The sequence below is a fragment of the Pseudomonas sp. Pseu.R1 genome, assembly GCF_045764065.1.
GTDB lineage: Bacteria > Pseudomonadota > Gammaproteobacteria > Pseudomonadales > Pseudomonadaceae > Aquipseudomonas.
Genome location: NZ_JBJGEE020000001.1, coordinates 1,916,436 through 1,942,843, shown reverse-complemented (window position 1 = coordinate 1,942,843; position 26,408 = coordinate 1,916,436). Strand labels below are relative to the sequence as shown.

Sequence of the window (26,408 nt, the reverse complement as noted above, 5' to 3'; positions counted from 1 at the left end):
TCGCTGAACCATCGAGACCCGAGCATGTGTGAACTTCTGGGCATGAGTGCCAATGTACCGACTGACATCGTCTTCAGCTTCACCGGGCTGATGCAGCGGGGCGGTCGTACCGGTCCCCATCGTGATGGCTGGGGCATCGGTTTCTACGAAGGGCGCGGCCTGCGGGTGTTTCAGGACCCTGCGGCCAGCAGCGAGTCCGAAGTCGCGCAACTGGTGCAGCGCTACCCGATCAAGAGCGAAGTGGTGATCGGGCATATTCGCCAGGCCAACGTCGGCAAGGTCTGCCTGTCCAACACTCATCCTTTCGTGCGTGAATTGTGGGGCCGTAACTGGTGCTTCGCTCACAACGGCCAATTGGCGGACTTTCACCCGAGCGCCACGTTCTACCGGCCAGTGGGTGATACCGACAGTGAGGCGGCGTTTTGCGACCTGCTCAACCGCGTGCGCGAAGCCTTTCCTGAACCTGTTGAGGTCGAGCAGTTGTTGCCGACGCTCGTCCAGGCCTGCAACGAATACCGCAGCAAGGGCGTATTCAACGGTCTGTTGAGTGATGGCGATTGGCTGTTCTGCTATTGCTCCACCAAACTCGTCCACATCACCCGCCGTGCACCGTTTGGCCCCGCGCGATTGAAGGATGTCGACGTGATCGTCGATTTTCAGGCGGAAACAACCCCCAACGACGTGGTCACAGTCATTGCCACCGAGCCGTTGACGGAGAACGAGACCTGGAATCGCTACGAACCGGGCCACTGGAGCTTGTGGCGTCGTGGCGAGTGCGTGGCCGAAGGCCGAACCTGACCGAGAGGGATCTATGCTGCGAAGCTATGTGCGATTGGTGTTGTTCACCGCAGGCCTGTTGATCGGCGTGCAGATACCCGGATTCATCAGCGATTACAGCAAGCGCGTCGAAGCGCATTTGATGGAAGCGCAGCAGAACCTGCGGGGCTACAACGAAACTGCTCAGCGCTTCTTCAATGGCGATGTGCAGGCACTGATCCAGCACTACCGCAGCAGCGATGACCCGGTGTTCAAAACCGACGCCAACAACATCAGCAACCTGTTGACCCGCAATCAAGTGCTGGATCGTGAGTTCATGGCGTTGCAAGGTCCGTGGTATCTGCGCGCCTGGCACGTTCTGACGGCGGCTGACCCGGACATCCGCACCGAGACCTGGAACGGCTACACGTGGCAGGTCCTGCTGTCGCCGGAAGTCATCGGCTGGGGCCTGGCCTGCGCGTTGTTGTTCTCACTGGTGATCGAAAGCTTTGTGGTGTTCATTGACTGGCTGTTCGTCGGTCGAGTGTATAAGCGCCGGGTCAATCGGGAGTGGGAGTGAGGTTACTCGCGATTGTAGACGGTCAGCCATTGCCGATGCGCCTGACCCATTGCTATCGCCAGCAAGCCGGCTCCCACAAAGATCGCGCCCGATCCGAGTTGCGTATTCACCGCTAAACCTGTGGGAGCCGGCTTGCTGGCGATAGCGGCAGTCCAGACACAACCATGCTGCCTGACCCGCTGCTATCGCCAGCAAGTCGGCGCCGTAAAACGCATCGCCTTGGACCCCGTTCACTTTTTCTTATCCCACCCCCGCGCTTTTATTCGTTGGACGTCCTGTCCCCTCTCACCCAAGAATGCGCCTTCACATGACTGGCGTGTTTCAGCGGCTTCCCGCGCGTAGACTCAAGCCTCGTCCCCAACATTCATTCGCACAGGAGATCACCCCTTGGGCCGCCTGTTATTGAACTGTGACATCGGCGAAAGCTACGGCGCGTGGACCATGGGTCTGGACGCCGAGGTCATGCCGTACATCGATTGCGCCAACATCGCCTGCGGCTTTCATGCCGGGGACCCCAGCGTCATGCGCAAGACCGTGGCCCTGGCCCTGACCCACAATGTCATCATCGGTGCGCACCCGGCGTATCCGGATCTGGTGGGCTTCGGGCGCCGTTCGATGGCCTGTTCGCCGCAAGAGATCCAAGACTTGCTCCATTACCAGATCGGTGGCCTCGATGGTGTGGCCCGCGCTCAGGGCGGGCGCGTGCGTTACGTCAAACCCCATGGCGCGATGTACAACGACATGATGGCCAACCCGACCCAACTGCGTGCCGTCATCGAAGGCATCGCCCGCTACAACCCCGAGCTGCCATTGATGCTGCTCTCGATGCGTGACAACAGCGCCGCGCAAGCCATTGCCGATGAGTTCGGCGTTACCTTGTGGTTCGAGGCCTTTGCCGACCGGGCCTACGACAGCGTAGGGCGCTTGGTGTCACGCAACCTGCCGGGCGCGGTGCATCACGATCCGGAACTGATCATCGCGCAGGCACTGACCCTGTCCCGCGGCGAACCATTGATTGCCAGTGATGGCAGCGAGCTGAACCTCAAGGTGGACACTCTTTGCGTGCATGGCGACAACGCCAGCTCCATCGCCGCCGTGCAGCGCATCCGTGAGGCGCTGGGCAAGACGTCCGCCCTATGAATCTGCGTATCGAAGTCGTCGCGATCGATTGCCTGATGGTGCGTCTGTTCGACGCCATCGACGAAGCCAACATGCCGTGGATGCTCGCCGCCAGCCTGCGGCTGCGCGAGGGCTTCGGTGCACAGTTGATCGATCTGGTGCCGTCGTATACCACGCTGATGGTGCATTACGACCTGATGGCGCTGGCGCCGCAGCAGGCGCGGGCACTGATCATCGAGGCGTTGAACGACCTTGCACCGGACGCAGGCAAAGGCGGGCGACGGCATGTGCTGCCGGTCTGGTACGACCTCAGCGTCGGCCCGGAATTGACGCTGCTGTCCAAGCGCAGTGGTTTGCCGATGGATGAAGTGATTCGACGCCACAGCCAGCGCGAATATCAGGTCTTTGCGCTGGGCTTCGCGCCGGGCTTCGCGTTCATGGGGTTGGTGGAGGAAATACTCGCAGCCCCCCGAATCAACACTCCACGCAAACGCGTCGCGGCAGGCAGCGTTGGCATCGCCGAACGTCAGACGGCGGCTTACCCGCTGGAGTCTCCCGGTGGCTGGAACATCTTGGGACGTACCCCGGCGAAACTGTTTGATCGTGAGATCGACGGCTACAGCCTGATGCAGCCCGGCGATACCGTGCGTTATGAACCCATCGATCACGCCGAATTCATCCGCCTGGGCGGCGACGACACCCCGTTGGAGGCACTGGCATGAGCCTGTTGACCGTCAAAAGCAGTACGCCGTTGTGTCTGTTGCAGGACGCGGGGCGTTTTGGTGTGCGCCATTTGGGCGTGACCCAAGGCGGGGCGCTGGACTGGTTGTCCATGGCCTGGGCAAACAAACTGCTGAATAACCCGCTTGATGCCGCAGTGGTCGAAGTGGCCTTGGGCGGGTTGGTGCTTGTCGCTGAATCGGATTGTTGCCTTGCCTTGGCGGGAGCGGATTTGGGCGTGATGCTGGACGACCGCCCGATTGCGCCATGGCGCAGTTTCTTTGTCCGAAAAGGCCAGCAATTGCGCTTCATCCAGCCGATTTCAGGTGCGCGAGCCTACCTTGCCGCCCCCGGAGGTTTCGATGCGGTCGATGTGCTGGGCAGCTGTGCGACGGTAGGAAGGGAAGGGCTGGGCGGCCTTGATGGCAGTGGCAAAGCGCTGAAGCAGGGCGATCAACTGAGCTACTCAGGGACCTCGTTTGAATTGAGCCCCTTGCCCGATCACCTGATTCCGAACCTTGAAGACACCCGCCCGCTGGACGTCGTGCTCGGCGCTCAGATCGGCCAGTTCAGCGGGCAAAGCCTGTTCGACGCCTTCAACAGCGACTGGACCCTCGACAGCCGCGCCGACCGCATGGGCATGCGCCTGCTGGGGCCGGAGTTGGTTTATCAAGGCAAGCCCATGATCTCCGAAGGCATCCCCCTCGGCGCTATCCAGGTGCCACCAGACGGCCAACCGATCATCCTGCTCAACGACCGCCAGACCATCGGCGGTTACCCCCGCCTCGGCGCGTTGACCCCGCTGTCACTCGCGCGGCTCGCGCAGCAACTGCCGGGGGCGGTGGTGCGGATGAGAGCGGTGGTGCAGGAAGTGGCGTGGCGCGAGCAGGTGGGGTGTTTGCAGGTGCTGGGGTAAACCGGCTTAGGGGGGTACGCTAAACCCTGTGGGAGCCGGCTTGCTGGCGAATGCAGTGGGTCAGACGGCACATCGTGTCTGGGATGACGCATTCGCCAGCAAGCCGGCTCCCACAGCGATGTGTGTAGAGCCTTGAGTTTGTGATCGGCGCTGACTCTGTGGGAGCCGCCTTGGTGGCGAATGCAGTTGACCAGTCAACATAGAATCTCCCATAGGGTCATGTGTCGTTGGGCGGGGTTATTTCGCCAGATACCGCATCCCTTCCTCCAACCCGCGCAGCGTCAACGGATACATTTGATCCTCGATCAAATCCCGCACGATGTTGGTCGAGGTGGTATAGCCCCACGCATCCTTGGGGTAAGGATTGATCCAGATGATTTTCTTGAACTTGGCCATGAAACGGTGCATCCAGACGTAGCCCGCTTCTTCGTTCCAGTGTTCGACGCTTCCCCCCGGCTGGGTGATTTCATACGGGGCCATGGCCGCGTCGCCAATGAAAATCACTTTGTAGTCGGCGCCGTATTTGTGCAGCAGGTCCTGGGTGGAGGTGCGCTCGGAAGTGCGGCGCAGGTTGTTCTTCCATACCGATTCATAAATGAAGTTGTGGAAGTAGAAATACTCCATGTGTTTGAACTCGGTCTTGCAGGCCGAGAACAGTTCTTCGCAGATCTTCACATGGGCGTCCATCGAGCCGCCGATGTCGAACAGCAGCAACAGCTTGATGGTGTTGCGCCGTTCCGGGCGCATCTGGATGTTCAAAAGGCCTGCGTCGCGAGCGGTGTGGTCGATGGTGCCGTCGATGTCCAGTTCGTCTGCCGCGCCCTGACGGGCGAATTTGCGCAGGCGACGCAGGGCGACCTTGATGTTGCGGGTGCCGAGTTCGACCTGATCATCGAGGTTTTTGTATTCGCGCTGGTCCCAGACTTTGGCGGCTTTGCCTTGGCGTTTGCCCGCATCGCCGACACGAATGCCTTCGGGGTTGTAGCCACCGGAACCGAACGGGCTGGTGCCGCCGGTACCGATCCATTTATTGCCTCCGGCATGGCGTTCTTTTTGTTCTTCCAGACGCTTCTTGAATTCCTCAATGAGCTTGTCGAGGCCGCCGAGGGACTGAATCTGCGCGCGTTCTTCGTCGGTCAGCGAGCGCTCGAACTCCTTGCGCAGCCAGTCTTCAGGGATCAGCGCCTGCAAGTGATCGTCGAGCTTTTCGAGGCCATTGAAGTAGGCGCCGAAGGCGCGGTCGAACTTGTCGTAATGGCGCTCGTCCTTGACCAGAATCGCGCGGGACAAGTAGTAAAACTCGTCCATGTCGGCGAACGTCACCCGCTGTTTCAGGGCGTTGATCAGGTCCAGCAGCTCGCGTACCGAAACCGGCACTTTGGCTGCGCGCATTTCGTTGAACAGATTGAGCAACATGGGGATTGCTCCGGATCAACGATTGCCGCGACGGCTCATGAACGCCAGCCGCTCAAGCAGTTGAACGTCCTGCTCGTTTTTCACCAAGGCCCCGGCCAATGGCGGAATCGCCTTGGTCGGGTCGCGTTCGCGCAGTACGGCTTCGCCGATGTTGTCGGCCATCAGCAGTTTCAACCAGTCCACCAGTTCCGAGGTCGAAGGCTTTTTCTTCAGGCCCGGGACTTTGCGCACGTCGAAGAACACATCCAGCGCCTCGCTGACCAGGTCTTTCTTGATGTCCGGGTAATGCACGTCGACGATTTGCTGCAACGTGTTGCGGTCGGGGAAGGCGATGTAGTGGAAGAAGCAGCGGCGCAGGAAGGCGTCCGGCAGTTCTTTTTCGTTGTTCGAGGTAATGATGATGATCGGGCGTTTTTTCGCCTTGATCGTTTCGTCGATCTCGTAAACGTAGAACTCCATCTTGTCGAGTTCTTGCAGCAAGTCGTTGGGGAATTCGATGTCGGCCTTGTCGATCTCGTCGATCAGCAGGATGACCCGCTCTTCGGCTTCGAAGGCTTCCCACAACTTGCCTTTCTTCAGGTAGTTGCGCACGTCATGAACTTTATCGACGCCCAGTTGCGAATCGCGCAGGCGGCTGACCGCGTCGTACTCATAGAGACCCTGATGGGCCTTGGTGGTCGATTTGATGTGCCAGGTGATCAACTTGGCGCCAAAGGATTCGGCCAGTTGCTCGGCGAGCATGGTCTTGCCGGTGCCGGGTTCGCCCTTGACCAGCAGCGGACGCTCCAGCGTGATCGCCGCGTTGACGGCCAGCTTCAGATCGTCGGTGGCGACATAGGCGCGAGTGCCTTCGAACTTCATCGGAAAATCCTCGAACGTGGCGTACGGACGCAGTGCCGCACGGCAAAAAAATGGTCATAAGAATGCGCCGACTATAACGCGCAGGCCGCTCGACTGTGAACGCAGACCCTTTATTCAGTTGCTGAATGGCTGGTCGGGGTTTGACTGATTTTCAGGATCACCCAAAGGTGTCGCTGAGGTGATGCCTTCTGGAGCAGTACGGCTTGCCGACGGCAGCGATTTGCCGGACGTCACCACCAGCAAGCCGGACTGCTACAGAGCGAGCACTGATCACTTCGCCTCACTCTTCCCGCTGTCATACCGCGTGTTAAACGCCTGCACGAAGGCGTTTCGCAGGATCTGCAAGAATGCCTGAAACGCGCTGACGTCCTGCTTGTGCACACTGCCACTGAGTTCGACGCGGGTGGCGAACTGGTTCTTGCGCTGGTTTTTGAGCACGGTTTCGCTGGCGCCGACCATGGCTTCCCAGATCGAGCGGAAGAAACCTTTGTTCTGGTTTTCCACGTCCTGTTGCCAGTTGAAGATGTCGACGTCGCGCAGCAGGGGTTTGATGTAGCCACTGAGCTGGCCTTTGTTGGCCTGGGCTTCGATGACGATGTCGCCGCTGCCTGCGTTGAAGTCGAATTTGCCGTAGGCCGAGGCGAAATCGTTCAGGCGTTTGAGTTGTACGTCGGTGGCGCGCAGTTTGAAATCGAAATCCTCGAAGTTGCTGAACGGGTCGAAGGTGGCGCTGGTCTCCAGCGGCGCCTGGCCCATCAACAGGGCTTTGCCTTCGAATCGGGCATCGCGTTTACCGGCCTGATCGACGACGTTGGTGAGGTTGTAGACGCTGGCATCGACTTTGTCGGCCTCGATTTTCACTTTCGGGGTGGAGTTGAAGTTGCTGAAGGTGATCTTGCCGTCTTCGACGCGCACTTCGTTGAGGGTGATGGGCAGCAGTTTGTTCAACTGCTCCCGCCAGTCGGTCCCGGCACCGGTCTGGGATTGCTGTTTGTCGGCGCCGCCGTCGACGAAGTTGAGCTCGGGGCTGACGAAGGCAACCTGAGCCACCACGGCGTGGTCGTACCAGAGTGAATGCCAACTGACCGAGAGGTCGATCAGCGGGACTTTGAGCAGAGGAACGGGCACTTTGCCGTCCACTTTGACAATGTTCAGCCCATTGATCTTGTAGGCGCCACGCCATAGCGCCAGGTCCACATCGGTCACGTGGCCGCGGTAGTCGCCCATGTCGGCGAGTTTTTCATTGAGGTAATTGCGCACCACGTAGGGCAAGGCGATGTGCGCGGCGATCAGCAGTACGACGAGGACCACAACGGTCCACAGCGGCCAGCTATAGCGACGTTTCATGGCAGCGTTCTCCGATGTGCCCCAGCTTGATCTGAATGAGTGGGGCTGCATGAAGGGATTGACTGTCGGCGCGGTGATCCGTTCGCTTCGACTGGACGCGATACGCGCTCAAGGCATAGGCTTTGAGCTTTTCCGCCACCTGTTCAAGGACCCGGTCATGAGCCGTATTTTCGCAGACAACGCCCACTCCATCGGCAACACGCCGCTGGTGCAGATCAATCGCCTTGCGCCACGCGGCGTCACGATTCTGGCCAAGATCGAGGGGCGTAATCCGGGGTATTCGGTCAAATGCCGCATCGGCGCGAACATGATCTGGGACGCGGAAAGCAAGGGCAAACTCAAGCCGGGCATGACCATTGTCGAGCCGACCTCGGGTAATACCGGGATTGGCCTGGCGTTCGTGGCGGCAGCCCGTGGTTATAAATTGATGCTGACCATGCCCGCGTCGATGAGCATCGAGCGTCGCAAAGTGTTGAAGGCGCTGGGTGCCGAGTTGGTCTTGACTGAACCTGCCAAGGGCATGAAAGGCGCGATTGCCAAGGCCGAAGAGCTGGTGGCGAACGAGCCGGGTAAATACTTCATGCCGGGGCAGTTCGAGAACCCTGCCAACCCGGCGATTCACGAGAAAACCACCGGTCCGGAAATCTGGAACGATACCGACGGCGCCATCGACGTGCTCGTTGCAGGCGTGGGCACCGGCGGGACCATTACTGGCGTTTCGCGCTACATCAAAAATACCCAGGGCAAGCCGATTCTGTCGGTGGCCGTCGAGCCAATGGTTTCGCCGATTATCACTCAGGCCCTCGCCGGGCAGGAAATCACCCCAAGCCCGCACAAGATTCAGGGCATCGGCGCCGGGTTCATCCCGCAAAACCTCGACCTGTCGATCATCGACAAGGTAGAACTGGTCAGCGACGACGAGGCCAAGGCCATGGCGCTGCGGCTGATGCAGGAGGAGGGAATCCTGTGCGGGATTTCCTGTGGCGCGGCGATGCAGGCAGCGGTGCGTCTGGCCGAGAAGCCAGAGATGCAGGGTAAGACCATCGTCGTGATCCTGCCGGACTCGGGCGAGCGTTACCTGTCGAGCATGCTGTTCAGCGACCTGTTTACTGAACAGGAGCTGACCCAATAGTCGTATCGCAAGGCGCTGTGGCTTTTTACCGGGCCGACGAAGGCTTATGATGGCCGCCATTCAGATCCCGCCGCAGGCCTGATGCAGGTCACGAGGCGGGGTTTTGTGGTGATTAGAATGTTTGGCTTCGATCTGCTTTTGATTCTGGGCGTCAGCCCGTAGGAGCGTGGTTCACCCGCGATCTGGCCCGAAGCGCCAGCAAAACCATACAACTCGATTGCGTCAGGTGTACCGAGGTGTCAGGTTTTACGACTGCTGTGCAGCCGATCGCTGGCAAGCCACGCTCCTACGCCCTTCGGGCAGAAGCGTGCTCCACAGAATCAATCTGTTCCAAGGAGAGTTTCATGACCCTTTCTTTCGCTGCCAAGGCGGCGATTCTGCTGCTGTTTCTGGGCAGCACGCTGTACGTGCATTTGCGTGGCAAGGCGCGGTTGCCGGTATTGCGCCAGTTCGTGAACCACTCTGCGTTGTTCGCCCCATATAACGCGTTGATGTACCTGTTTTCCAGTGTGCCGTCCAAGCCGTATCTGGACCGCAGCAAGTTTCCTGAACTCGATGTGCTCAAGGACAACTGGGAAGTCATTCGTGACGAAGCCATGCACCTGTTCGACGAGGGGTATATTCGCGCGGCGGCCAAGGACAATGACGCCGGTTTCGGCTCGTTCTTCAAGAAAGGCTGGAAGCGCTTTTACCTGAAGTGGTACGACAAACCGCTGCCGTCGGCCGAAGCGCTGTGCCCGAAAACCGTTGAACTGGTCAGCCGCATCCCCAACGTCAAAGGCGCGATGTTCGCGCTGTTGCCTGGTGGCAGCCACCTGAACCCGCATCGTGATCCGTTCGCCGGTTCGCTGCGTTATCACCTGGGCCTGTCGACCCCCAATTCCGACGATTGCCGGATTTTCGTCGACGGCAAGGTCTACGCCTGGCGCGATGGCGAGGACGTGATGTTCGACGAGACCTATGTGCACTGGGTGAAGAACGAGACGGACGTGACGCGAGTCATCCTGTTTTGCGATATCGAGCGTCCGCTGAGCAACCGTTTCATGACCCGCATCAACCGCAGCGTCAGTGCCTTCCTCGGTCGTGCGACGGCGCCGCAGAACACGGATGACGAGCGCGTTGGCGGGATTAACCAGGCCTATGCCTTCAGCAAGCGTTTCAGCAACGTGATCAGCGGCAAGGTCAAGCAGTTCAAGCGCGCCAACCCCAAGGCCTATCGCATCCTGCGTCCGGTACTGGCGGTGGTCGTTCTGACGCTTCTGGGTTACTGGCTGTTCGGCTGAAACCCTTCTAAAACAGGGCGCTGCGGCACGTCGTGTCGCGGCGCTTTGTCGTTTTTGGCTCGCACGTTTCCGGCGAAATAGCACGTCCATTCAATCTCACACAGGCCCGCGCATCGACCATGAACGCATTATTCGTTCCTGGAGATGATGTGCATGCGCGCCCGATTTCTGATGATTTCAGCCACCGTTCTGGGCCTTGCCGGGCCGATGGCCGCCGTGGTTGCTCCTACCGCAGCCTTTGCACAAGCGACACCGATCGCGGTCGCCGTTGCGCCGCAATATGACACCTCTCACGTCTACGTCGCCCCGGCAGATGTCGACCGTTTCGTGCAGAGTTTCACCGCCACGTTCGGCGGCCAGAGCACCCCGCAAGTGGTGGTCAACGTGCTGCCGGTGCCGAGCAGCACCACCTCGCAACTGATCCAGACGCCCGTGGGCACTGTGTCGCTGTTCGGTTTCACCACGCCGATCCCGGTTCCGTTCGGCCAGGAGCGTAACGGCTATCTGGTCAAGGACATGGACGTTGCGCTGAAGGAAGCGCGCAAGGCGGGCGCTGACGTGATCGTGTCTGACTTCCCGGATCCGATTGGTCGCGATGCTGTGGTGCAGTGGCCGGGCGGCGTCAACATGCAGCTGTACTGGCACACCAAAGTACCGAGTTATGCGCCGTTCCAGACCATTCCGGAAAACCGCGTCTACGTCTCGAAAGATCGCGCGTCGGCCTTCGTCAAATCGTTCCTGGCGTTCTCTCACGGCAAAATCGTGAGCGACACGAAAAAGGCGCCGGGCGTGGAAATTGGTCGTGCTGACGTGACGTACGAGCGCATTCGCATCGAATCGCCGTTCGGCAAAATGGTCGTGCTGGCCACCGACGGGCACCTGCCGTATCCGTTCGGTCATGACACCACGGGTTATGAAGTCAGCAGCCTGCAAGAGACACTGGGTAAGGCGAAGGCCGCGGGTGTGAAGACCCTCGTCGAGCCGTTCACCAGTGAAGGCCGCGAAGCGGCGGTGGTGGAGTTTCCGGGCGGCTACGTCGCTGAAATTCACCAACTCACCAAAGCAGGCTGACCGGTGGTCAGTGGACGACTCAGTCGGGGCCTGAGCGGCGTCTGGTTAGCGGTGAGTCTGCCGCTGATCGGCGCTCAGGCCCATGCCGACGACAGTGCCTCGCGGCCCGCCATCAAGACCAATCGCTGGCAGGAGGATTGGTCGGTCCTGGCGGACCCGGCCCTCAGAACCGAGCCGCTGGACAGCCTCAAATACATTTCGCTGTCCGAGGCCGACCCGCAAACGTACCTGTCGCTGGGCAGCACGTTGCGTGAGCGTTTCGAAATGAACGACGCCAGCAGTTTTGGCACCCGTAACATCGCGCGCGATGCCTATCTGCTGCAACGTTTTCAGGTCCACACGGACCTGCATTTCAACGAGAACTGGCGGCTGTTCACCCAGCTTGAAGACGTGCGCGCCTACGACAAGACCACCATCGGTGCTGCCGACCAGAACCGTACGGACCTGCGTCTGGCGTTTCTCGAATACATCAATAAATTTGGCGACAACACCTTCAAAGCGCGGGTTGGTCGGCAGGATTTCGCGTTCGACTTGCAGCGCTTCATTTCCTCCCGCGACGGCCCGAACGTGCGCCAGTCGTTCGATGCCCTGTGGGCGGACTGGGAAACCGGGCTGTGGCGTTTCATCGGGATCGCCAGCCGACCGGTGCAGTATCAGGACGAGCGTCATTTCGACGATCGCTCCAACCATGAATTCCGTTTCCACATGCTGCGTGTCGAACGACTGGTCGGTGGCAGTAATGAACTGTCGGCCTACGTCGGTCTGTTCGAACGCGATGAGGCCAGCTACCTGGACGCCAACGGCGCCGAGCACCGGAACATTTTCGACGCCCGCCTTGGCGGGGCTGCCGAGGGTTACGACTGGGACCTGGAAGCCATGGGGCAGACCGGTTCGGTGGGTTCCAAAAGCATTCGCGCGTGGGCGGCGGGCAGTCGGGTGGGCTACACCTTCGCGGACACGACCTGGACGCCGCGTCTGGGCCTGCAACTGGATGCCGCGTCGGGCGACCGCCACAGTGGTGACGGGACCTTGGGCACGTTCAATCCGCTGTTCCCCAACGGCTATTACTTCTCGCTGGGTGGCTACACCGGTTACGCGAACATTCTGCATGTGAAGCCGTCGATCACGGTCAAGCCGATTGCCAAGCTCAGCGTGCAGACCGCCATCGGTTTGCAGTGGCGCGAAACCACGGAAGACGCGGTGTACGTCCAGCCCAACATCCCCATCGCCGGGACGGCGGGGCAGGGCAGCCGCTGGACCGGCGCCTACGGCCAGGTGCGCACGGATTACGCGTTCACCAACAACCTGAGCGGTGCCATCGAGGCGGTGCATTACGATGTGGGTCAGGCCGTGCGCGATGCCGGAGGGCATGACAGCAACTATTTGGGCGTCGAACTCAAGTTCAGTTGGTGATCACGGCCGCATCGTCATAAAAGCTTGTTGCACGGGCACCGGTGGCTGGTTATAGTCGGCCCCGGTGTTGCAACACATCGCAACATTTACCCCCTCTTTTCGAAAAGGCGCAGACAATGCCTGCATCCCGCCCACCGTTCGCATTCAGTGCCGCAGCGTTTGCGGATGCTGAAGCGCGCGTGTGCATGCAAGCCGCCTTTATCACCCGTTATCCACCGCCTTCTCCTGTGAGCAGCCCGGTCGTGTGCGTTGTCGCACCGCCCGCTGTGGTTGTGCTGGGCTGATCGACTGCCTGACGCGGTCGATCCTCGCCTGCATCACCCAACAAAACGTATGTGAATCCGGTTTTTTGCGCCGGGTCCGATTTTGTCTGAATCACAGGTGACACCATGTTCGCTAACAAAACCTTGGCCTCGCTGGCCACGACTACGTTGTTCGTCCTGCTCTGGAGCAGCGGGGCCATCGTTTCCAAGTGGGGCCTGACCCACGCCTCGCCTTTCGCGTTTCTGCTGTTCCGCTTCTTGCTGGCGTTGATCGCGCTGGGGATTCTGATTCCAAGCCTGGGTTACAAACTGCCTGCCACGCGCCAATCGATGCGTTATGCACTGATGACCGGCGCCGTGCTGTTGGGTGCCTATCAGATTTGCTACCTGCTGGCGCTGGACATGAAAGTCGCACCGGGTGTCATGGCGACCATCATGGGGGTGCAGCCGATTCTGACGGCGGTGCTGGTGGAGCGCAGCCGTTCAGCGTCGCGGATGTTCGGTCTGTGCCTGGGGCTGGCCGGGCTGGTACTGGTGGTCTTTCAGGGTATCGGTGACGGCGGCTCATTGGCGGGAATGGCGTTCGGCGTACTCGGCATGCTGGCCATGACGGGCGGCTCGATCATGCAGAAACGCATCACCGACAACCCGCTTGGCACGCTGCCTGTGCAGTATTTCGCCGGGACACTGGTGTGCGCGGTGTTCGTGCCGTTCCAGCCGTTTCACTTCGAACACAGTGTCGGGTTCTATGTGCCAGTGCTGTACATGGGGCTGGTGGTGTCGGTGCTGGCGACGTTCTTGCTCTACCGATTGATCGCCCAGGGCAATCTGGTCAACGTCACCAGCCTGTTTTATCTGGTGCCTGCGGTGACCGCGATCATGGACTACCTGATCTTCGGCAACCGCCTGGCGCTGCTGAGCGTGTGGGGGATGGTGTTGATTGTGGTGGGGTTGATGTTTGTGTTCAGGAAGGTGAGGTAACGCACTCTATCGGCTTACGCTAAGCGCCTTTTGTGAGAGGGCGGCCGGGCGGCGCTCCGACGAAAGCTGTTGAGCAGACAACATAGAATCTCCTACACACAGTCGCGCAGTGAAATCAGTTCAGGCTCACATGCCGACTCAACAACGCTCGCAACGCCGCAGGCTTCACCGGCTTGGCCAGGTATTCCAGCCCGGCAGCGTGTACTTGTGCCACCAGTTCCGGGCGGCCATCGGCGCTGATCAACACGCCGGGCACCGGTTCGCCCAGTTGCGTGCGCAGCCAGGCCATCAGGTCGGTGCCGGTTTCGCCATGGTCCAGGTGATAGTCCACCAGCGCCAGATGCGGGCGAATGCCGTCGTCGAGCAGGGTCTGGCATTCGTCTCGATTGCGCGCCGTCCACACCTGACAGCCCCAGCGGCTGAGCAGGCTGTTCATGCCGATGAGAATGCTGTCTTCGTTGTCGATGCACAGCACCTGAGTGCCATTGAGCGCGGCCTTTTTCGGTTCGATCGGCGCCGTTTGCTGCAAGGTTTGCGTACGGGCCAGCGGCACGTTGACGCTGAATACACTGCCTTTGCCCGGCCATGAGCGAACTTCGAGCGTGTGGCCCAACACGCGGCACAGGCCATCGGCGATGGCCAAGCCTAGTCCTAACCCCTTTTCAGCCCGGGTCTGATGGCTGTCGAGGCGTTTGAATTCCTCGAAAATCACTTGGCGCTTGTCTTCCGGGATACCCGGGCCGCGGTCCCACACTTCCAGGCTCAGATTGCTCCCCTTGCGCCGCACGCCCAGGAGAATCGGGCCTTTGGCGTAACGGAAGGCGTTGGTCAGGAAGTTCTGTAGCACCCGGCGCAGCAGCTTGGCATCGCTGGCCACTCGCAAATGGCTGCCCCGCACCCGGAAATCCAAGCCTTGCTCCTGAGCCAGTGCCTTGAACTCGGCGCCCAGTGTGTCGAACAGGTTGTTAAGCGGGAAGGGCGCGATGGTCGGGGTGAACTTGCCGTTTTCCAGCCGGGAAATGTCCAGCAAATCGCTGATCAGGTCTTCGGCGGAGCGCAACGAGCTGTCCAGATGCTGGATCAGTTTCTGAGCTTCATCGGGGATTTGCTCATCGACATGCAGCAGTGCCGCCGAGAACAACCGCGCGGCATTCATTGGCTGCATCAGGTCGTGACTGACCGCTGCGAGAAAGCGGGTTTTCGACTGGTTGGCCGCTTCGGCGTGGGCCTTCGCTTCGGTCAGCGCCAGGTTCAACTGCGACAACTCGCGAGTACGTTCGGCCACGCGCTGTTCAAGGCTTTCGTTGACGCCCTTGAGCGCCTGCTCGGCCTCGCGGAACGCGGTGATGTCGGTGAAGCTCATCACGAACCCGCCGCCCGGCATTGGATTGCCGATCAACTCGATCACTCGCCCGTTGGGGAACAAGCGTTCGGAGGTGTGTGCACGGCCCTGTCGCATCCAGTGCAGGCGTCGGGCGACGTGGACCTCTGCCTCACCCGGCCCCAGCAAACCGCGTTCGGCGTTGTAGCGAATGATGTCGGCAATCGGCCGTCCGACGCTGATCAATCCATCCGGGTAATTGAACAGCTCAAGGTAACGGTCGTTCCAGGCCACCAGCCGCAGGGACTGGTCCACCACGCTGATGCCTTGAGTGATGTTCTCGATCGCGCCTTGCAGGAGCGCACGGTTGAATTGCAGCACTTCAGAGGCTTCGTCGGCGATGCGTACCACGTCTTCGAGTTGCATGTCGCGACCTTCGATGGCGGCTTTCACCACCGCCCGGGTCGAAGACGTGCCGAGCACGCCGGCCAGCAAGCGCTCGGTGTGAGCGATCCACTCGCCATTGGCATTCTGGTTCGGGTTGAAGCCCTTGCCTTGGCGGTAGGCGAAGCGGATGAAGCTTTGCTGAGCGCGCTCTTCCCCGACAAAACGGGCCGACAGCTTGAGCAAGTCTTCGATCTGCACGGCCAGCAACGAGCGGCTGTTGGGTCGGGCGTTCAACTCCTGGCCAATGAAACGGCCCGCTTGCCAGTGTTCGGAAACGCGAGTTCGCGACAGCAGCGATACCCAGACGAACAACGCGAAGTTGCCCGCCATCGACAGCACAACGCCTTGGGTCAGCGGTGAAATCGGCAGATTGAACGGGTTGCTGTGCAACCACGCCAGCAGCGGGAAACTGCTCAACGACCAGCCCATGCTGTGGGCGGCCAGCGGCAGAACCAGCGTGTAAAACCAGATGAACACCCCGGCCGCCAACCCGGCGAACACGCCACGGCGGTTAGCCGGTTTCCAGTACAGCGCGCCGATCATCGCGGGCGCCAGTTGAGTGATGGCAGCAAAGGCAATCTGGCCGATGGTTGCCAGGCTTGCGGTCGAGCCCAACAGGCGATAACTGACATAGGCCAGCAGCAGAATGGCAACAATGCTGACCCTGCGCACCGAGAGCATCCAGTAACGAAACACTTCGAACGGCCGCTCGGCGGTTTTGCGCCGCAACAGCCACGGCAGCAGCATGTCGTTGGACACCATGGTCGACAGCGCGACACTGGCGACGATCACCATGCCCGTTGCCGCCGACGCGCCACCGATGAACGCCAGCATCGCCAGCGCCGGGTGGGCGTGGGCCAGTGGCACGCTGATGACGAAGGAGTCCGGTAACACCGAGTTGGGCAGCAGCATTTGCCCGGCCAGCGCAATCGGCACCACGAACAGCCCGGCCAGCAGCAGGTAAGTGGGAAATACCCACTTGGCCAGGCGAAGGTCCTGGGGTTCGATGTTTTCCACCACCGTGACATGAAACTGTCGCGGCAGGCAGACGATGGCCATCATCGCGACGGCGGTCTGCACCACCATCGAGGGCCAGTTGACGGTCTCTTTCCAGTATTCCTCCAGACGCGGCGCCAGCATGGCCTGATTGAACAGGTCGTCGACGCCGTCGTAGAGGCCGAAGGTCACGAACACGCCCACGGCCATGAATGCGAACAGCTTGACCAGCGACTCGAACGCGATGGCCAGCACCATGCCTCGGTGGTGTTCAGTGGCGTCCAGATTGCGCGTGCCGAACACGATGGTGAACAGCGCCAGCACAAGCGACACGATCAGCGCGGTGTCCTGTGCGCGGGTGCCGGTGGCGTCAGCACCTGCGCCGATCAGGATGTTCACCCCCAGTACGATGCCTTTGAGTTGCAGCGCGATGTACGGCAATACGCCGATCAGGCAGATCAGCGCGACTACCACGGCCAGGGTCTGGGATTTGCCGTAGCGGGCGGCGATGAAGTCGGCGATGGAGGTGATGTTTTCCTGCTTGCTGATCAGCACCATCTTTTGCAGCACCCAGGGCGCCAGCACCATCATCACGATAGGGCCCAGGTAGATCGGCAGGAACGACCACAACTGCTCGGCCGCCTGGCCGACTGCGCCGAAGAAGGTCCAACTGGTGCAGTACACCGCCAGCGACAGGCTGTACACCCAGGCACGCAACCGCGGCGGCAGGGCACCACTGCGCCGGTCGCCGTAGAAGGCGATGGCGAACATGATGGCCATATAGGCCAGGGCGACGGCAGCGATCAAACCGCTGGACAGTGACATGACAACTCCAGAACCAGGCAATGACAGTCGACGGCGATCCCTCACCGGCCAGACAGTCTCGCACGCCGGGTGACGTTCGTCTGTTTCGACCAAGGTCTGAGCGGCGGGGTGTCGCGGGCCGTCACTGGCTTAGCGCGATCATTGTGGGAGCCAACGGGGTGGCGAATGCCCTTCACCAGGCAACATAGAATCTCCCATAAGACGAGGGCGGCCGTGAGTTTTTCGTATATCTACAAAATCTATGACATATAGAGAAATTACCCGCTTAGTCGATATCAGCCAGCGGCATAACATGGAGATCACCTCACAAGAGGACAGGAGCCGTCCATGAGCCACGCCATTTGTATGCCGCGCAAACCGTTCAGCCAACTGAGCCACCCGCGGGAAGTCATTCGTCAATTCACCCCCAACTGGTTCGCCGCGACCATGGGCACCGGGATTCTGTCGGCTGTGCTGACGCAGCTTCCCGTTTACATTCCGGGCCTGTCTCAACTGGCTGAAGCCTTGTGGATGCTGAACATCGTCCTGTTCCTGGTCTTCAGCTTCCTCTACACCGCCCGTTGGGTGATGTTCTTCGACGAAGCGCGACGGATCTTCGGGCATTCGACGGTCTCGATGTTCTTCGGCACGATCCCCATGGGGCTGGCGACGATCATCAACGGTTTGCTGATCTTCGGCCTGCCACGCTGGGGCGACAGTGTTCTGCCGCTCGCCGAAACACTGTGGTGGCTGGACGTGGCGATGTCGCTGGCCTGTGGCGTACTGATCCCGTTCATGATGTTCACTCGTCAACAGCACAGCATCGACCAAATGACCGCCGTCTGGCTGCTGCCAGTGGTGGCGGCCGAAGTGGCAGCGGCCAGCGGAGGGTTGTTGGCGCCACACCTGGCTGACGCGCACAGCCAGTTCAGCGTCTTGATCACCGGTTATGCACTGTGGGCGCTGTCAGTGCCGGTGGCGTTCAGCATTCTGACCATCTTGTTGCTGCGCATGGCCCTGCACAAACTGCCCCACGAAAACATGGCCGCGTCGAGTTGGCTGGCGCTGGGGCCGATCAGCACCGGAGCGTTCGGTTTGATGGTGTTAGGCGCCGATTCTCCCGCCATCTTTGCCGCCAATGGGCTAGCGGGTGTAGGCGAGATCGCATCAGGGCTGGGACTGATCGCCGGCATCGTTCTGTGGGGCGTTGGCGTCTGGTGGCTGCTGCTGGCGGTGTTGATCACGGCTCGATACCTGCGCAACGGCATCCCGTTCAATCTGGGCTGGTGGGGGTTCACCTTTCCGCTGGGCGTGTTCGCCCTGACCACGTTGAAGCTGGGTGCGGTGCTGCATCTGGGCTTTTTCTCGCTGCTCGGCAGTGTGTTGGTCGCAGGGTTGGCGGCGTTGTGGCTGGTCATCATGAAGCGCACGGTGGTGGGGGCTTATAAAGGAGAGCTGTTTGTTTCTCCTTGTATCGCCGGACTCAAGCCCTGATCGAATTTTTCTGCCTGCACTGTTCCACCCTGTGGGAGATTCTATGTTGGCTGGTCAATCGCTTTCGCCACCAAAGGCGGCTCCTACAGGATCAGCGTCAATCACAAATCCAGGGCTCGACACGTATCGCTGTGGGAGCCGGCTTGCTGGCGAAGGCGGTGTGTCATTCATCTTTGGGGCATCTGACCCAATGCTATCGCCAGCAAGCCGGCCCCCACAGACATTTCTGTAGCCCCGATTTGGGGCTATCGACAATCTACCGCGCAACGTCTTCAATGTGGCTCGGATCAGCGCTAAGGCGTTCCAATCAGTAAGCCGATAACGGCGCCATTCAGGACCATGGACGATGAGTCAGACGCAGTTCAGTTTGTTGGGCAAGCGGCGCTTCCTGCCGTTTTTCGTGACCCAGTCCCTCGGGGCCTTCAACGACAACATCTTCAAGCAATCGCTGATCCTTGCCATCCTCTACAAGCTGACCATCGACGGCGACCGCTCGATTTACGTCAACCTCTGCGCGTTGCTGTTCATCCTGCCGTTCTTCCTGTTCTCGGCGCTGGCCGGGCAGTTCGGTGAGAAATACCCCAAAGACAGGCTGATCCGCATGATCAAGGTGCTGGAGATCGGCATCATGGTGGTCGGCGCTGTCGGTTTTCTCTTCGATCACCTGTCGTTGATGCTCGCGGCCCTGTTCGCCATGGGCACCCATTCGGCACTGTTCGGCCCGGTGAAATACTCGATCCTGCCGCAACACCTGCACGAGAACGAACTGGTGGGCGGCAACGGGCTGGTGGAAATGGGCACCTTTCTGGCGATTCTCGCCGGGACCATTGGCGCCGGGATCATGATGTCGGCCACCCATTACGCACCCATTGTTTCCATTGCCATGGTGCTGGTTGCCTGTCTGGGTTACCTCGCCAGCCGTGGCATTCCTCCTGCGGCTGCAGCAACGCCGGACATGCGCCTGAACTGGAACATCTTCAGCGAATCCTGGGCGACCTTGAAACTCGGCTTGGGGCAGACCAAAGCGGTGTCCCGCTCCATTGTCGGCAACTCCTGGTTCTGGTTCGTCGGCGCGATCTACCTGACGCAGATCCCGGCCTACGCCAAGGAATTCCTCTACGGCGATGAAACCGTCGTCACCCTGATCCTGACGGTCTTCTCCATCGGCATCGCCGCAGGTTCCATGCTCTGCGAGCGGTTGTCCGGGCGCAAAGTGGAGATCGGTCTGGTGCCGTTCGGCTCCATGGGCCTGACCGTGTTTGGTTTGCTGCTGTGGTGGCATTCCGGCGACTTCCCGCAAAACGTTCAGGCCAACAATTGGCTGGCGGTGTTGGGTTATGGCCAAGCGTGGTGGGTGTTGCTGGACATTCTCGGCATTGGCGTCTTTGGCGGCTTTTACATCGTGCCGCTGTACGCCTTGATCCAGTCGCGCACGGCGGAGAAAGAGCGCTCGCGGGTGATCGCCTCGAACAACATCCTCAATGCGCTGTTCATGGTGGTCTCGGCTATCGTTTCGATCATCTTCCTCAGCGTGGTGAAACTGTCGATTCCACAGTTGTTCCTCGTCATCTCGCTGATGAACATCGCGGTCAACACCTACATCTTCAAGATCGTCCCGGAATTCACCATGCGCTTCATGATCTGGCTGCTCAGCCATTCCATGTACCGCGTGGAGCATCGCGACCTGGAACAGATCCCTGACGAAGGCGCAGCGCTGCTGGTCTGCAACCATGTGTCGTTCGTCGACGCGCTGCTGATTGCCGGCTCCGTGCGTCGACCGATCCGCTTCGTCATGTATTACAAGATTTTCAATTTGCCGGTGCTCAACTTCATCTTCCGCACCGCAGGCGCGATCCCGATTGCCGGGCGCAGCGAGGATTTGCTGATTTACGACCAGGCGTTCAAGCGCATTGCTCGATACCTGAACGATGGCGAGCTGGTGTGCATCTTCCCCGAAGGCAAACTGACCACGACGGGCGATATCGACGAGTTCAAGAGTGGCATGACCCGTATTCTGGAAGAAACCAACGTGCCGGTGATTCCGATGGCGTTGCAGGGGCTGTGGGGCAGCTTCTTCAGCCGCGATCCGAACAAGGGCGTGTTTCGTCGGTTGTGGTCGCGGGTGACGCTGGTCGCCGGGCCCGCGATTGCCGGGGATGATACCCAGCCTGCGTTGGTGCGCGAGCGAGTGGCGGGGTTGAGGGGGGAAGTGCGGTAACCGCCCCACTGATATCAGGTTTTAACGTGGCGACCTTGTAGGAGCGAATTCATTCGCTCCTACAAGGTCCGCAGTCGCCGCGAAGCGCAAGGCCTGATTCAGGCCATTAATCGTAGATGGCCTTTTTCTTCCATTCGGCATCGGCGGCGTCCGCCTTCAAGCCTTCGCTCAGCTCGTTTTGGTCGTCATCGGTCGGGGCAATCTGGTCAAGCACCATGGCATTGACCCGCGCCAACTGACGTTCCATCGCCTGCAAATGCGTTTTCCACGGCGCGGGCTCTGGCTGGTTCTTCAAATACTGCACACCCCGTTCGAACGCCAGCCGTGCCTGACCGGGCTGATCCTGATTCAGCGCCTGCTGGCCCAGGTTGTTGAAGAACTCAATGTGCAGCAACACCAGCATGTTGCGGATTTCGCGAATCCAGTGCTTGGCTTCAGCCGTTTGCAGGAAGCCGTCGTGGGCGGCGCGCGTGACCTGACCGTGCATCGCTTCCAGCAGGAAACGCACATCCTTGGCCTTGGCTTCAGTCTGAATCGGGCTGACCGGGTTATTGACCTTGATGTTGTCGCCCAGCGCCACCTGCGCTTCCAGTTCGGTCTCGTGTTCCTGAATGGCAGGGTTGTTACGACGCTCCAGAGCGATCAGGCGCTTGACCACGTTCAGTTCAAGGCGCACCAGCAGCAGTTTGAGCGCCGGGCTCATCAACTGGCCGGGGAAGGTCTCGGACAGTTCGCTGCAGCGGCGCAGACGGTCATTGAGCTCGACGAGGGTGCGGGCGCGCTCGACTTTTTTACTTTCGGCGACGTGGTTCAGGTAGCCGATCGCGATCAGGAGTACGATGCCTGCTACAACCAACAGGGTGATAATGAGTGGTGTCACCGTACAAGCCTCGATCAAGTGATAAGCGCCGAGTGTAGTGGCTACGCACTATCGCGGGAAGGCTCGTCATCGGCGCGTCTATTAATAGAGATGCCTGCCCGTCCTTTTGTATCGGCCATCCATGACCGAATTAGAGGGCGAAGTCATTGATTTGAATAAATTTTCATTGGGGGCTTGACGACCTCACCAACGATCCATAGAATGCGCGCCACTTGCAGCGTAAAGCACACAGCGAAGCGCAGCAGGGAGTGAATGTTGTAGCGTGTCCCCTTCGTCTAGTGGCCTAGGACACCGCCCTTTCACGGCGGTAACAGGGGTTCGAGTCCCCTAGGGGACGCCAATGCGGGAATAGCTCAGTTGGTAGAGCACGACCTTGCCAAGGTCGGGGTCGCGAGTTCGAGTCTCGTTTCCCGCTCCAATTTTAAGCAGCTTTGCTCTTGAGCGAGGCTGAGTGAAACCAGAAAGCATCGTAAGGTGTGTTTCTGGAACTGAAACACAAAACCATGGTGTTTCAGGCAGTGTCCCCTTCGTCTAGTGGCCTAGGACACCGCCCTTTCACGGCGGTAACAGGGGTTCGAGTCCCCTAGGGGACGCCATATTGCGGGAATAGCTCAGTTGGTAGAGCACGACCTTGCCAAGGTCGGGGTCGCGAGTTCGAGTCTCGTTTCCCGCTCCAAATTCACGAAAACGCCGCTCAACAGAGCGGCGTTTTTGTTTGTGCGCGTTTTAGGTGATCACCATCATTGATCTCGTCGCCCTGCAAACACCGCCTTGCCCATCCCCTGCAACACCACATCGTTCTGCGGCGTGTGCACGCGTCCACACACGACATTGCGGTAGTGCCGCTGCAATGGGTTGTTGCGCGACAGGCCGGGATTACCAGCGGCCTCAATGGCCAGTTCCACCGCGCGGATGGCGTTGGACGTCACCAGATACTTGATCTGCGGCGCATGGCGGGCGGGCGTCAGGCCGTGGGTGGCTGAGTCGATCAGGGTCCGGTTGGCGAACAGCAGCGTGTCGATGTGACCAACGGCTTCCTGAAAGCGGGGCAGGGTCGACAGCGATGCACCGAGGTTGGACGGGGTGCGGGTTTCGAGGAAATCCACCAGCCAGTCCTTTGCCGACTGCGCGATGCCGTCGTAGACCGAGGACAGCAACACCGACATCCACAATTGCCCGGACGCGTCGAGTTCCGGCTGGGGAGCGCTGGCCGGGTTGACGTTGACGGCGTGATCCAGCGGCACCAGCACGTCGTCGAACACCACTTCATGGCTGCACGTCGCGCGCATGCCCAAGTGATCCCAATCCTCGATGATGCGCACGCCTGGACTGTCCTTGCGCACCAGCCAGACCCCCACCAACGGCTCGTCATCGTCGCTGCGTGCCCAGACGTTGAACCACGTCAGGCCGTGGCTGCCGGTGGAGTAGATTTTCCGGCCACTGATTCGCCACCCCTCATCCGTGCGGCGCGCGGTCGTGGCAGGCAACCCGCCACGTGAGGGGGAACCCAGATCAGGCTCGACCCGTAACGCATTCAGCAACGCGCCATGATGAACGGCGTCCAGTCCCACTTGCCGACGCAAGTGCTCTGGCCAGTGGGGTGTCTGGTGCAGCCGTGCGTGTTGCAAATATTGCATCACCAGAATCAGCGCGGTAGACGGCTCGCCCCGGGCCACGGCGCTGATGACCTGCTGCGCCTGTTTGAGATCCGCACCGCCGCCACCCAGCGCAGTGGGGACGGTCAGGCCGAGCAACTTGTGTTCATGCAGCAAACGGAAGTTGTCATGTGGGAATTCGCCACTCTCGTCGTAGCGTTGTGCGGTGTTTGCAAACTGCGCCGAAAGGCGCTGCAAGCGTTCGGTGAAAGCCTGTTCCGGTTCGATAAACGCGGTGCGTCGGTTCAATCCGGCGTTCATGCTGAAACCTGCGCTTTATGGGATGGGGCAAGCGACGTCTGGTCGTCTCGCGCGGCGGTGTAGCGATTGACCGGAAACTCAAGACCGAAATGCTCGCGCAGGGTAGAGCCTGTGTATTCGCTGCGTTGCAGTCCACGCTTTTGCAACACGGGAATCACCAGCTCGGTGAAGTATTTCAGGCCGTCCGGCAGCAGCGAATTGATGATGAACCCGTCGCTGGCGCCGTTCTCGAACCAGTGCTGAATCTGATCGGCGACCTGTTCCGCAGTGCCGACGAATTCACGGCGGGGGCGGGAAAAGTCCAGTGCCACCTCGCGCAACGTCAGGTTGTGCTCTCGGGCCTGCTTTTTGATGCGGTCCGAGCCGCCTTTCTGGCTGTTGGACCCCAGATCGCCCAGGTCGGGAAACGGGACGTCCAATGGGTATTGGCTGAAATCATGGTCATTGAACGGGCGACCGAGGGCGACGATAGCGTCTTCGATGCTCACAAGGTCCACGGCTTGCTGATAACGGTGTTCCACTTCTTCAGGGTTGCGACCGACGATGGGGCGGATGCCCGGCAGGATCGACAGCGTGTCCGGGTTGCGGCCAAAGCCTTTGGCCCGACGTTTGAGGTCGGCGTAGTAGGCCTTCGACTCTTCGAACGACTCGGCATGGACGAAAATCGCGTCGGAATATTCAGCGGCAAAGTTGCGACCGTCCTCCGAGGTCCCCGCCTGAAACAACACTGGCTGCCCCTGACGGGAGCGAGAGATGTTCAGCGGCCCCTTGACCTGAAAGAACTCGCCCTTGTGGTTCAGCGTATGCAGCTTGCTGCGGTCGAAAAACTCACCGGTCTGCTTGTTGCGCGTGAGCGCATCATCCTCCCAGGAATCCCACAGCCCTTTGACCGTCGCCACATGCTCCTTGGCGATGCGATAGCGCACAGCGTGGGGCGGGTGTTCGGCCTTGCTGAAGTTGTCGGCGGTGCCGCTGAGCCAGGAGGTCACGATGTTCCAGCCCGCGCGCCCGCCGCTGATGTGGTCCAGCGAGGAAAGCTGTCGAGCCACTTGAAAGGGTTCGGTGTAACTGACCGTGACGGTGGCCACCAGGCCGATCTTCGAGGTCGTGGCCGCCAGCGCCGACAGGATGGTCAACGGTTCGAAACGGTTGAGGTAGTGCGGGCTGGATTTCTCGTGAATGTGCAGGCTGTCGGCGATGAACACGAAGTCGAATTTCGCGTTCTCTGCCAACTGCGCCTGATCCTTGTACCACTGGAAATTGGTACTCGCGTCGGCGACGGCATCCGGGTGGCGCCACTCGCCCCAGCCGTGGCCGACACCGTGAACCATCGCGCCGAGTTTGAGTTGACGAGGTGTGCTCATGGGAATGCTCTCCTTTTCCTGGCCGCTCAGCGTGCCGCTTGTGAATCGGTTTTCTCGGCAGCCTGTTCGGCGGCCAGGCGAATGGCGTTGAATTGGGGATCGAAGCCGTGGGATACGTCGACGTGCTTGTTGAGGATGCCTTCGCGCTCGTAGATGTCGGCGGTGTTTTGCAGCCCCTGGATCACGTTGTCATCAATGCTGACACGCTCCATTTTTGTGTCTTGATTGACCGCCAGATGGACCTCGACGGGCAGCCCCGTGACCTTGGCCTGCGCCGCCGCGTATTCCTTGGGATGGGCGTTGACCCAGCGATAGGCGCGGTCCAGACGCACGACGAAATCATCCAGTTGCGCACGTTTTTCCGTGATGGCCTTGCTCGTGGCCGCGAGGTAGGAGTGGTTGGTCAGCAGGTCCGGGCCGTTGGGCAGGATGCGCGCGCCGTTCTGTGTGGCGACTGTGGTATACGGCGCCCAGGTGGCCCAGGCGTCGGCGTCGCCGTTGTCGAGGATCAGTCGCGATTCGCTCGGTAATAGATAGACGAAGCTGACATCGCTGGTTTTCAGCCCGGCCTCGTTGAGCGCACGAATCGCCAGATAATGGCCGATGGATCCACGCCCGGTGACGATGCGTTTGCCTTTGAGGTCGGCCACGGACTGGATCGGCGAATCATTGCGTACGATCAGCGCGGTGGTGTAGCGCCCGTTGACGTGGGTGATGCTGATCACCTTCAACGGACCGCCCGCGCCCAGGGCGAAGACGTAGGGCGCATCGCCCAGCGCGCCGACATCGACAGCGCCCGCGTTCAACGCTTCACCGAGTGGAGAAGCAGAGGGGAATTCGGAGAACTTGATTTCGTAGGGAACGTTTTTCAGCTCGCCGGAGACGTCCAGCAGGACCTTCAGCGCGGATTTCTGGTTGGCCACCAGCAGCGGTTGCAGGGCTTCGGCAGCGTGGGCGAATTGAGTGAAAGACAGGGCGAACAGCGCGCCGAGCAGCCATGGCTTGCGTCGGCGCAGGGGTGGAAACAGGGTGAACATGGTCGTGTTCTCCAGGCTTGAAGTCAGGTAGGCAGCCTCCGCCTGGAGAAGGGGTCGGCATAGCGTTGTAAGT

Annotated in this window: 21 protein-coding genes and 4 tRNA genes; 17 read left to right on the top strand and 8 right to left on the bottom strand. The window is 60.2% G+C overall.

Going from position 1 to position 26,408, the window contains the following annotated elements:
- Positions 1-24: 24 nt before the first annotated feature.
- From ACI5GA_RS09070 to ACI5GA_RS09050, 5 genes are all read left to right on the top strand, one after another.
- Positions 25-798 (top strand): class II glutamine amidotransferase, encoded by a 774-nt coding sequence (locus ACI5GA_RS09070; RefSeq protein WP_421422596.1) that lies wholly within the window; start codon positions 25-27, stop codon positions 796-798.
- Positions 799-811: 13 nt separating this feature from the next.
- On the top strand, positions 812-1,336 hold the full coding sequence (locus ACI5GA_RS09065) for a DUF2937 family protein (protein ID WP_404638997.1): 525 nt from the start codon (positions 812-814) through the stop codon (positions 1,334-1,336).
- A 387-nt stretch (positions 1,337-1,723) separates the two neighbouring features.
- Positions 1,724-2,476: a 5-oxoprolinase subunit PxpA gene (locus tag ACI5GA_RS09060; RefSeq protein WP_404638995.1), complete on the top strand. Its 753-nt coding sequence runs from the start codon at positions 1,724-1,726 to the stop codon at positions 2,474-2,476.
- On the top strand, positions 2,473-3,177 hold the full coding sequence (locus tag ACI5GA_RS09055; RefSeq protein ID WP_404638993.1) for a 5-oxoprolinase subunit B family protein: 705 nt from the start codon (positions 2,473-2,475) through the stop codon (positions 3,175-3,177). Before ACI5GA_RS09060 ends, ACI5GA_RS09055 begins: the two co-directional genes overlap by 4 nt.
- Positions 3,174-4,091, top strand: coding sequence for a biotin-dependent carboxyltransferase family protein (locus ACI5GA_RS09050; RefSeq protein ID WP_404638991.1), 918 nt, complete (start codon positions 3,174-3,176; stop codon positions 4,089-4,091). Before ACI5GA_RS09055 ends, ACI5GA_RS09050 begins: the two co-directional genes overlap by 4 nt.
- Positions 4,092-4,328: 237 nt before the next feature.
- On the opposite strand, the gene ACI5GA_RS09045 is transcribed toward ACI5GA_RS09050, so the two are convergent.
- The 3 genes from ACI5GA_RS09045 to ACI5GA_RS09035 form a co-directional block, all read right to left on the bottom strand.
- Positions 4,329-5,507 carry a vWA domain-containing protein gene (locus tag ACI5GA_RS09045; protein WP_401144761.1) on the bottom strand — a complete coding sequence of 393 codons (1,179 nt, stop codon included), beginning with the start codon at positions 5,505-5,507 and terminating at the stop codon, positions 4,329-4,331.
- A gap of 15 nt (positions 5,508-5,522) precedes the next feature.
- A complete protein-coding gene (locus ACI5GA_RS09040) occupies positions 5,523-6,368 on the bottom strand; it encodes an AAA family ATPase (protein ID WP_081567723.1) in 846 nt (281 codons plus the stop codon).
- Between the two features lie 270 nt (positions 6,369-6,638).
- Entirely contained in the window at positions 6,639-7,715 is a 1,077-nt protein-coding gene (locus tag ACI5GA_RS09035) for a DUF748 domain-containing protein (RefSeq protein ID WP_421422595.1), read from the bottom strand.
- A 157-nt stretch (positions 7,716-7,872) separates the two neighbouring features.
- Between ACI5GA_RS09035 and cysK the strand changes: the two genes are divergently transcribed.
- From cysK to ACI5GA_RS09005, 6 genes are all read left to right on the top strand, one after another.
- Positions 7,873-8,847: a cysteine synthase A gene (gene cysK / locus ACI5GA_RS09030; RefSeq protein WP_404639145.1), complete on the top strand. Its 975-nt coding sequence runs from the start codon at positions 7,873-7,875 to the stop codon at positions 8,845-8,847.
- A gap of 344 nt (positions 8,848-9,191) precedes the next feature.
- A complete protein-coding gene (locus tag ACI5GA_RS09025; protein WP_404638986.1) occupies positions 9,192-10,130 on the top strand; it encodes an aspartyl/asparaginyl beta-hydroxylase domain-containing protein in 939 nt (312 codons plus the stop codon).
- Positions 10,131-10,337: 207 nt separating this feature from the next.
- Positions 10,338-11,201, top strand: coding sequence for a glyoxalase (locus ACI5GA_RS09020; protein WP_421425457.1), 864 nt, complete (start codon positions 10,338-10,340; stop codon positions 11,199-11,201).
- Between the two features lie 3 nt (positions 11,202-11,204).
- The gene (locus ACI5GA_RS09015) at positions 11,205-12,614 is read left to right on the top strand and encodes an alginate export family protein (protein ID WP_421422594.1); all 1,410 of its coding nucleotides are present in this window, start codon (positions 11,205-11,207) and stop codon (positions 12,612-12,614) included.
- Positions 12,615-12,730: 116 nt separating this feature from the next.
- Positions 12,731-12,898, top strand: coding sequence for a hypothetical protein (locus ACI5GA_RS09010; protein ID WP_404638982.1), 168 nt, complete (start codon positions 12,731-12,733; stop codon positions 12,896-12,898).
- Positions 12,899-13,003: 105 nt separating this feature from the next.
- Positions 13,004-13,858, top strand: a complete 855-nt coding sequence (locus tag ACI5GA_RS09005) for a DMT family transporter (protein WP_421422593.1) — start codon at positions 13,004-13,006, stop codon at positions 13,856-13,858.
- Positions 13,859-13,973: 115 nt separating this feature from the next.
- Here the strand turns inward: ACI5GA_RS09005 and ACI5GA_RS09000 are convergent, their stop codons facing one another.
- Positions 13,974-17,447 (bottom strand): NahK/ErcS family hybrid sensor histidine kinase/response regulator, encoded by a 3,474-nt coding sequence (locus ACI5GA_RS09000; protein WP_421422592.1) that lies wholly within the window; start codon positions 17,445-17,447, stop codon positions 13,974-13,976.
- Between the two features lie 327 nt (positions 17,448-17,774).
- Here ACI5GA_RS09000 and ACI5GA_RS08995 point away from each other — a divergent pair, with 327 nt between their 5' ends.
- Together ACI5GA_RS08995 and ACI5GA_RS08990 are read left to right on the top strand one after the other, a co-directional pair.
- Entirely contained in the window at positions 17,775-18,920 is a 1,146-nt protein-coding gene (locus ACI5GA_RS08995; protein ID WP_421422591.1) for a TDT family transporter, read from the top strand.
- A gap of 346 nt (positions 18,921-19,266) precedes the next feature.
- Positions 19,267-21,138 carry an MFS transporter gene (locus tag ACI5GA_RS08990; protein ID WP_404638974.1) on the top strand — a complete coding sequence of 624 codons (1,872 nt, stop codon included), beginning with the start codon at positions 19,267-19,269 and terminating at the stop codon, positions 21,136-21,138.
- Between the two features lie 106 nt (positions 21,139-21,244).
- Here the strand turns inward: ACI5GA_RS08990 and ACI5GA_RS08985 are convergent, their stop codons facing one another.
- Positions 21,245-22,018, bottom strand: coding sequence for a hypothetical protein (locus ACI5GA_RS08985; RefSeq protein WP_404638972.1), 774 nt, complete (start codon positions 22,016-22,018; stop codon positions 21,245-21,247).
- A 264-nt stretch (positions 22,019-22,282) separates the two neighbouring features.
- Between ACI5GA_RS08985 and ACI5GA_RS08980 the strand changes: the two genes are divergently transcribed.
- The 4 genes from ACI5GA_RS08980 to ACI5GA_RS08965 all read left to right on the top strand — a co-directional run bounded on the left by ACI5GA_RS08980 (position 22,283) and on the right by ACI5GA_RS08965 (position 22,694).
- A tRNA-Glu gene (locus ACI5GA_RS08980) sits at positions 22,283-22,358 on the top strand.
- Between the two features lie 2 nt (positions 22,359-22,360).
- Positions 22,361-22,436, top strand: a tRNA-Gly gene (locus ACI5GA_RS08975).
- Between the two features lie 102 nt (positions 22,437-22,538).
- Positions 22,539-22,614 (top strand) — tRNA-Glu (locus ACI5GA_RS08970).
- Positions 22,615-22,618: 4 nt separating this feature from the next.
- Positions 22,619-22,694: transfer RNA gene (locus ACI5GA_RS08965), tRNA-Gly, on the top strand.
- Positions 22,695-22,758: 64 nt separating this feature from the next.
- Here the strand turns inward: ACI5GA_RS08965 and ACI5GA_RS08960 are convergent.
- Genes ACI5GA_RS08960 through ACI5GA_RS08950 form a run of 3 tightly spaced genes read right to left on the bottom strand, consistent with a single transcriptional unit; the run spans position 22,759 to position 26,335 of the window.
- Entirely contained in the window at positions 22,759-23,934 is a 1,176-nt protein-coding gene (locus ACI5GA_RS08960; RefSeq protein ID WP_421422590.1) for an acyl-CoA dehydrogenase family protein, read from the bottom strand.
- The gene (locus tag ACI5GA_RS08955) at positions 23,931-25,298 is read right to left on the bottom strand and encodes an LLM class flavin-dependent oxidoreductase (RefSeq protein WP_421422589.1); all 1,368 of its coding nucleotides are present in this window, start codon (positions 25,296-25,298) and stop codon (positions 23,931-23,933) included. The genes ACI5GA_RS08960 and ACI5GA_RS08955 overlap by 4 nt, the downstream gene beginning before the upstream one ends.
- 26 nt (positions 25,299-25,324) lie before the next feature.
- Complete coding sequence (locus ACI5GA_RS08950; protein WP_404638966.1) at positions 25,325-26,335, bottom strand: ABC transporter substrate-binding protein; 1,011 nt, start codon at positions 26,333-26,335, stop codon at positions 25,325-25,327.
- Positions 26,336-26,408: the final 73 nt, after the last annotated feature.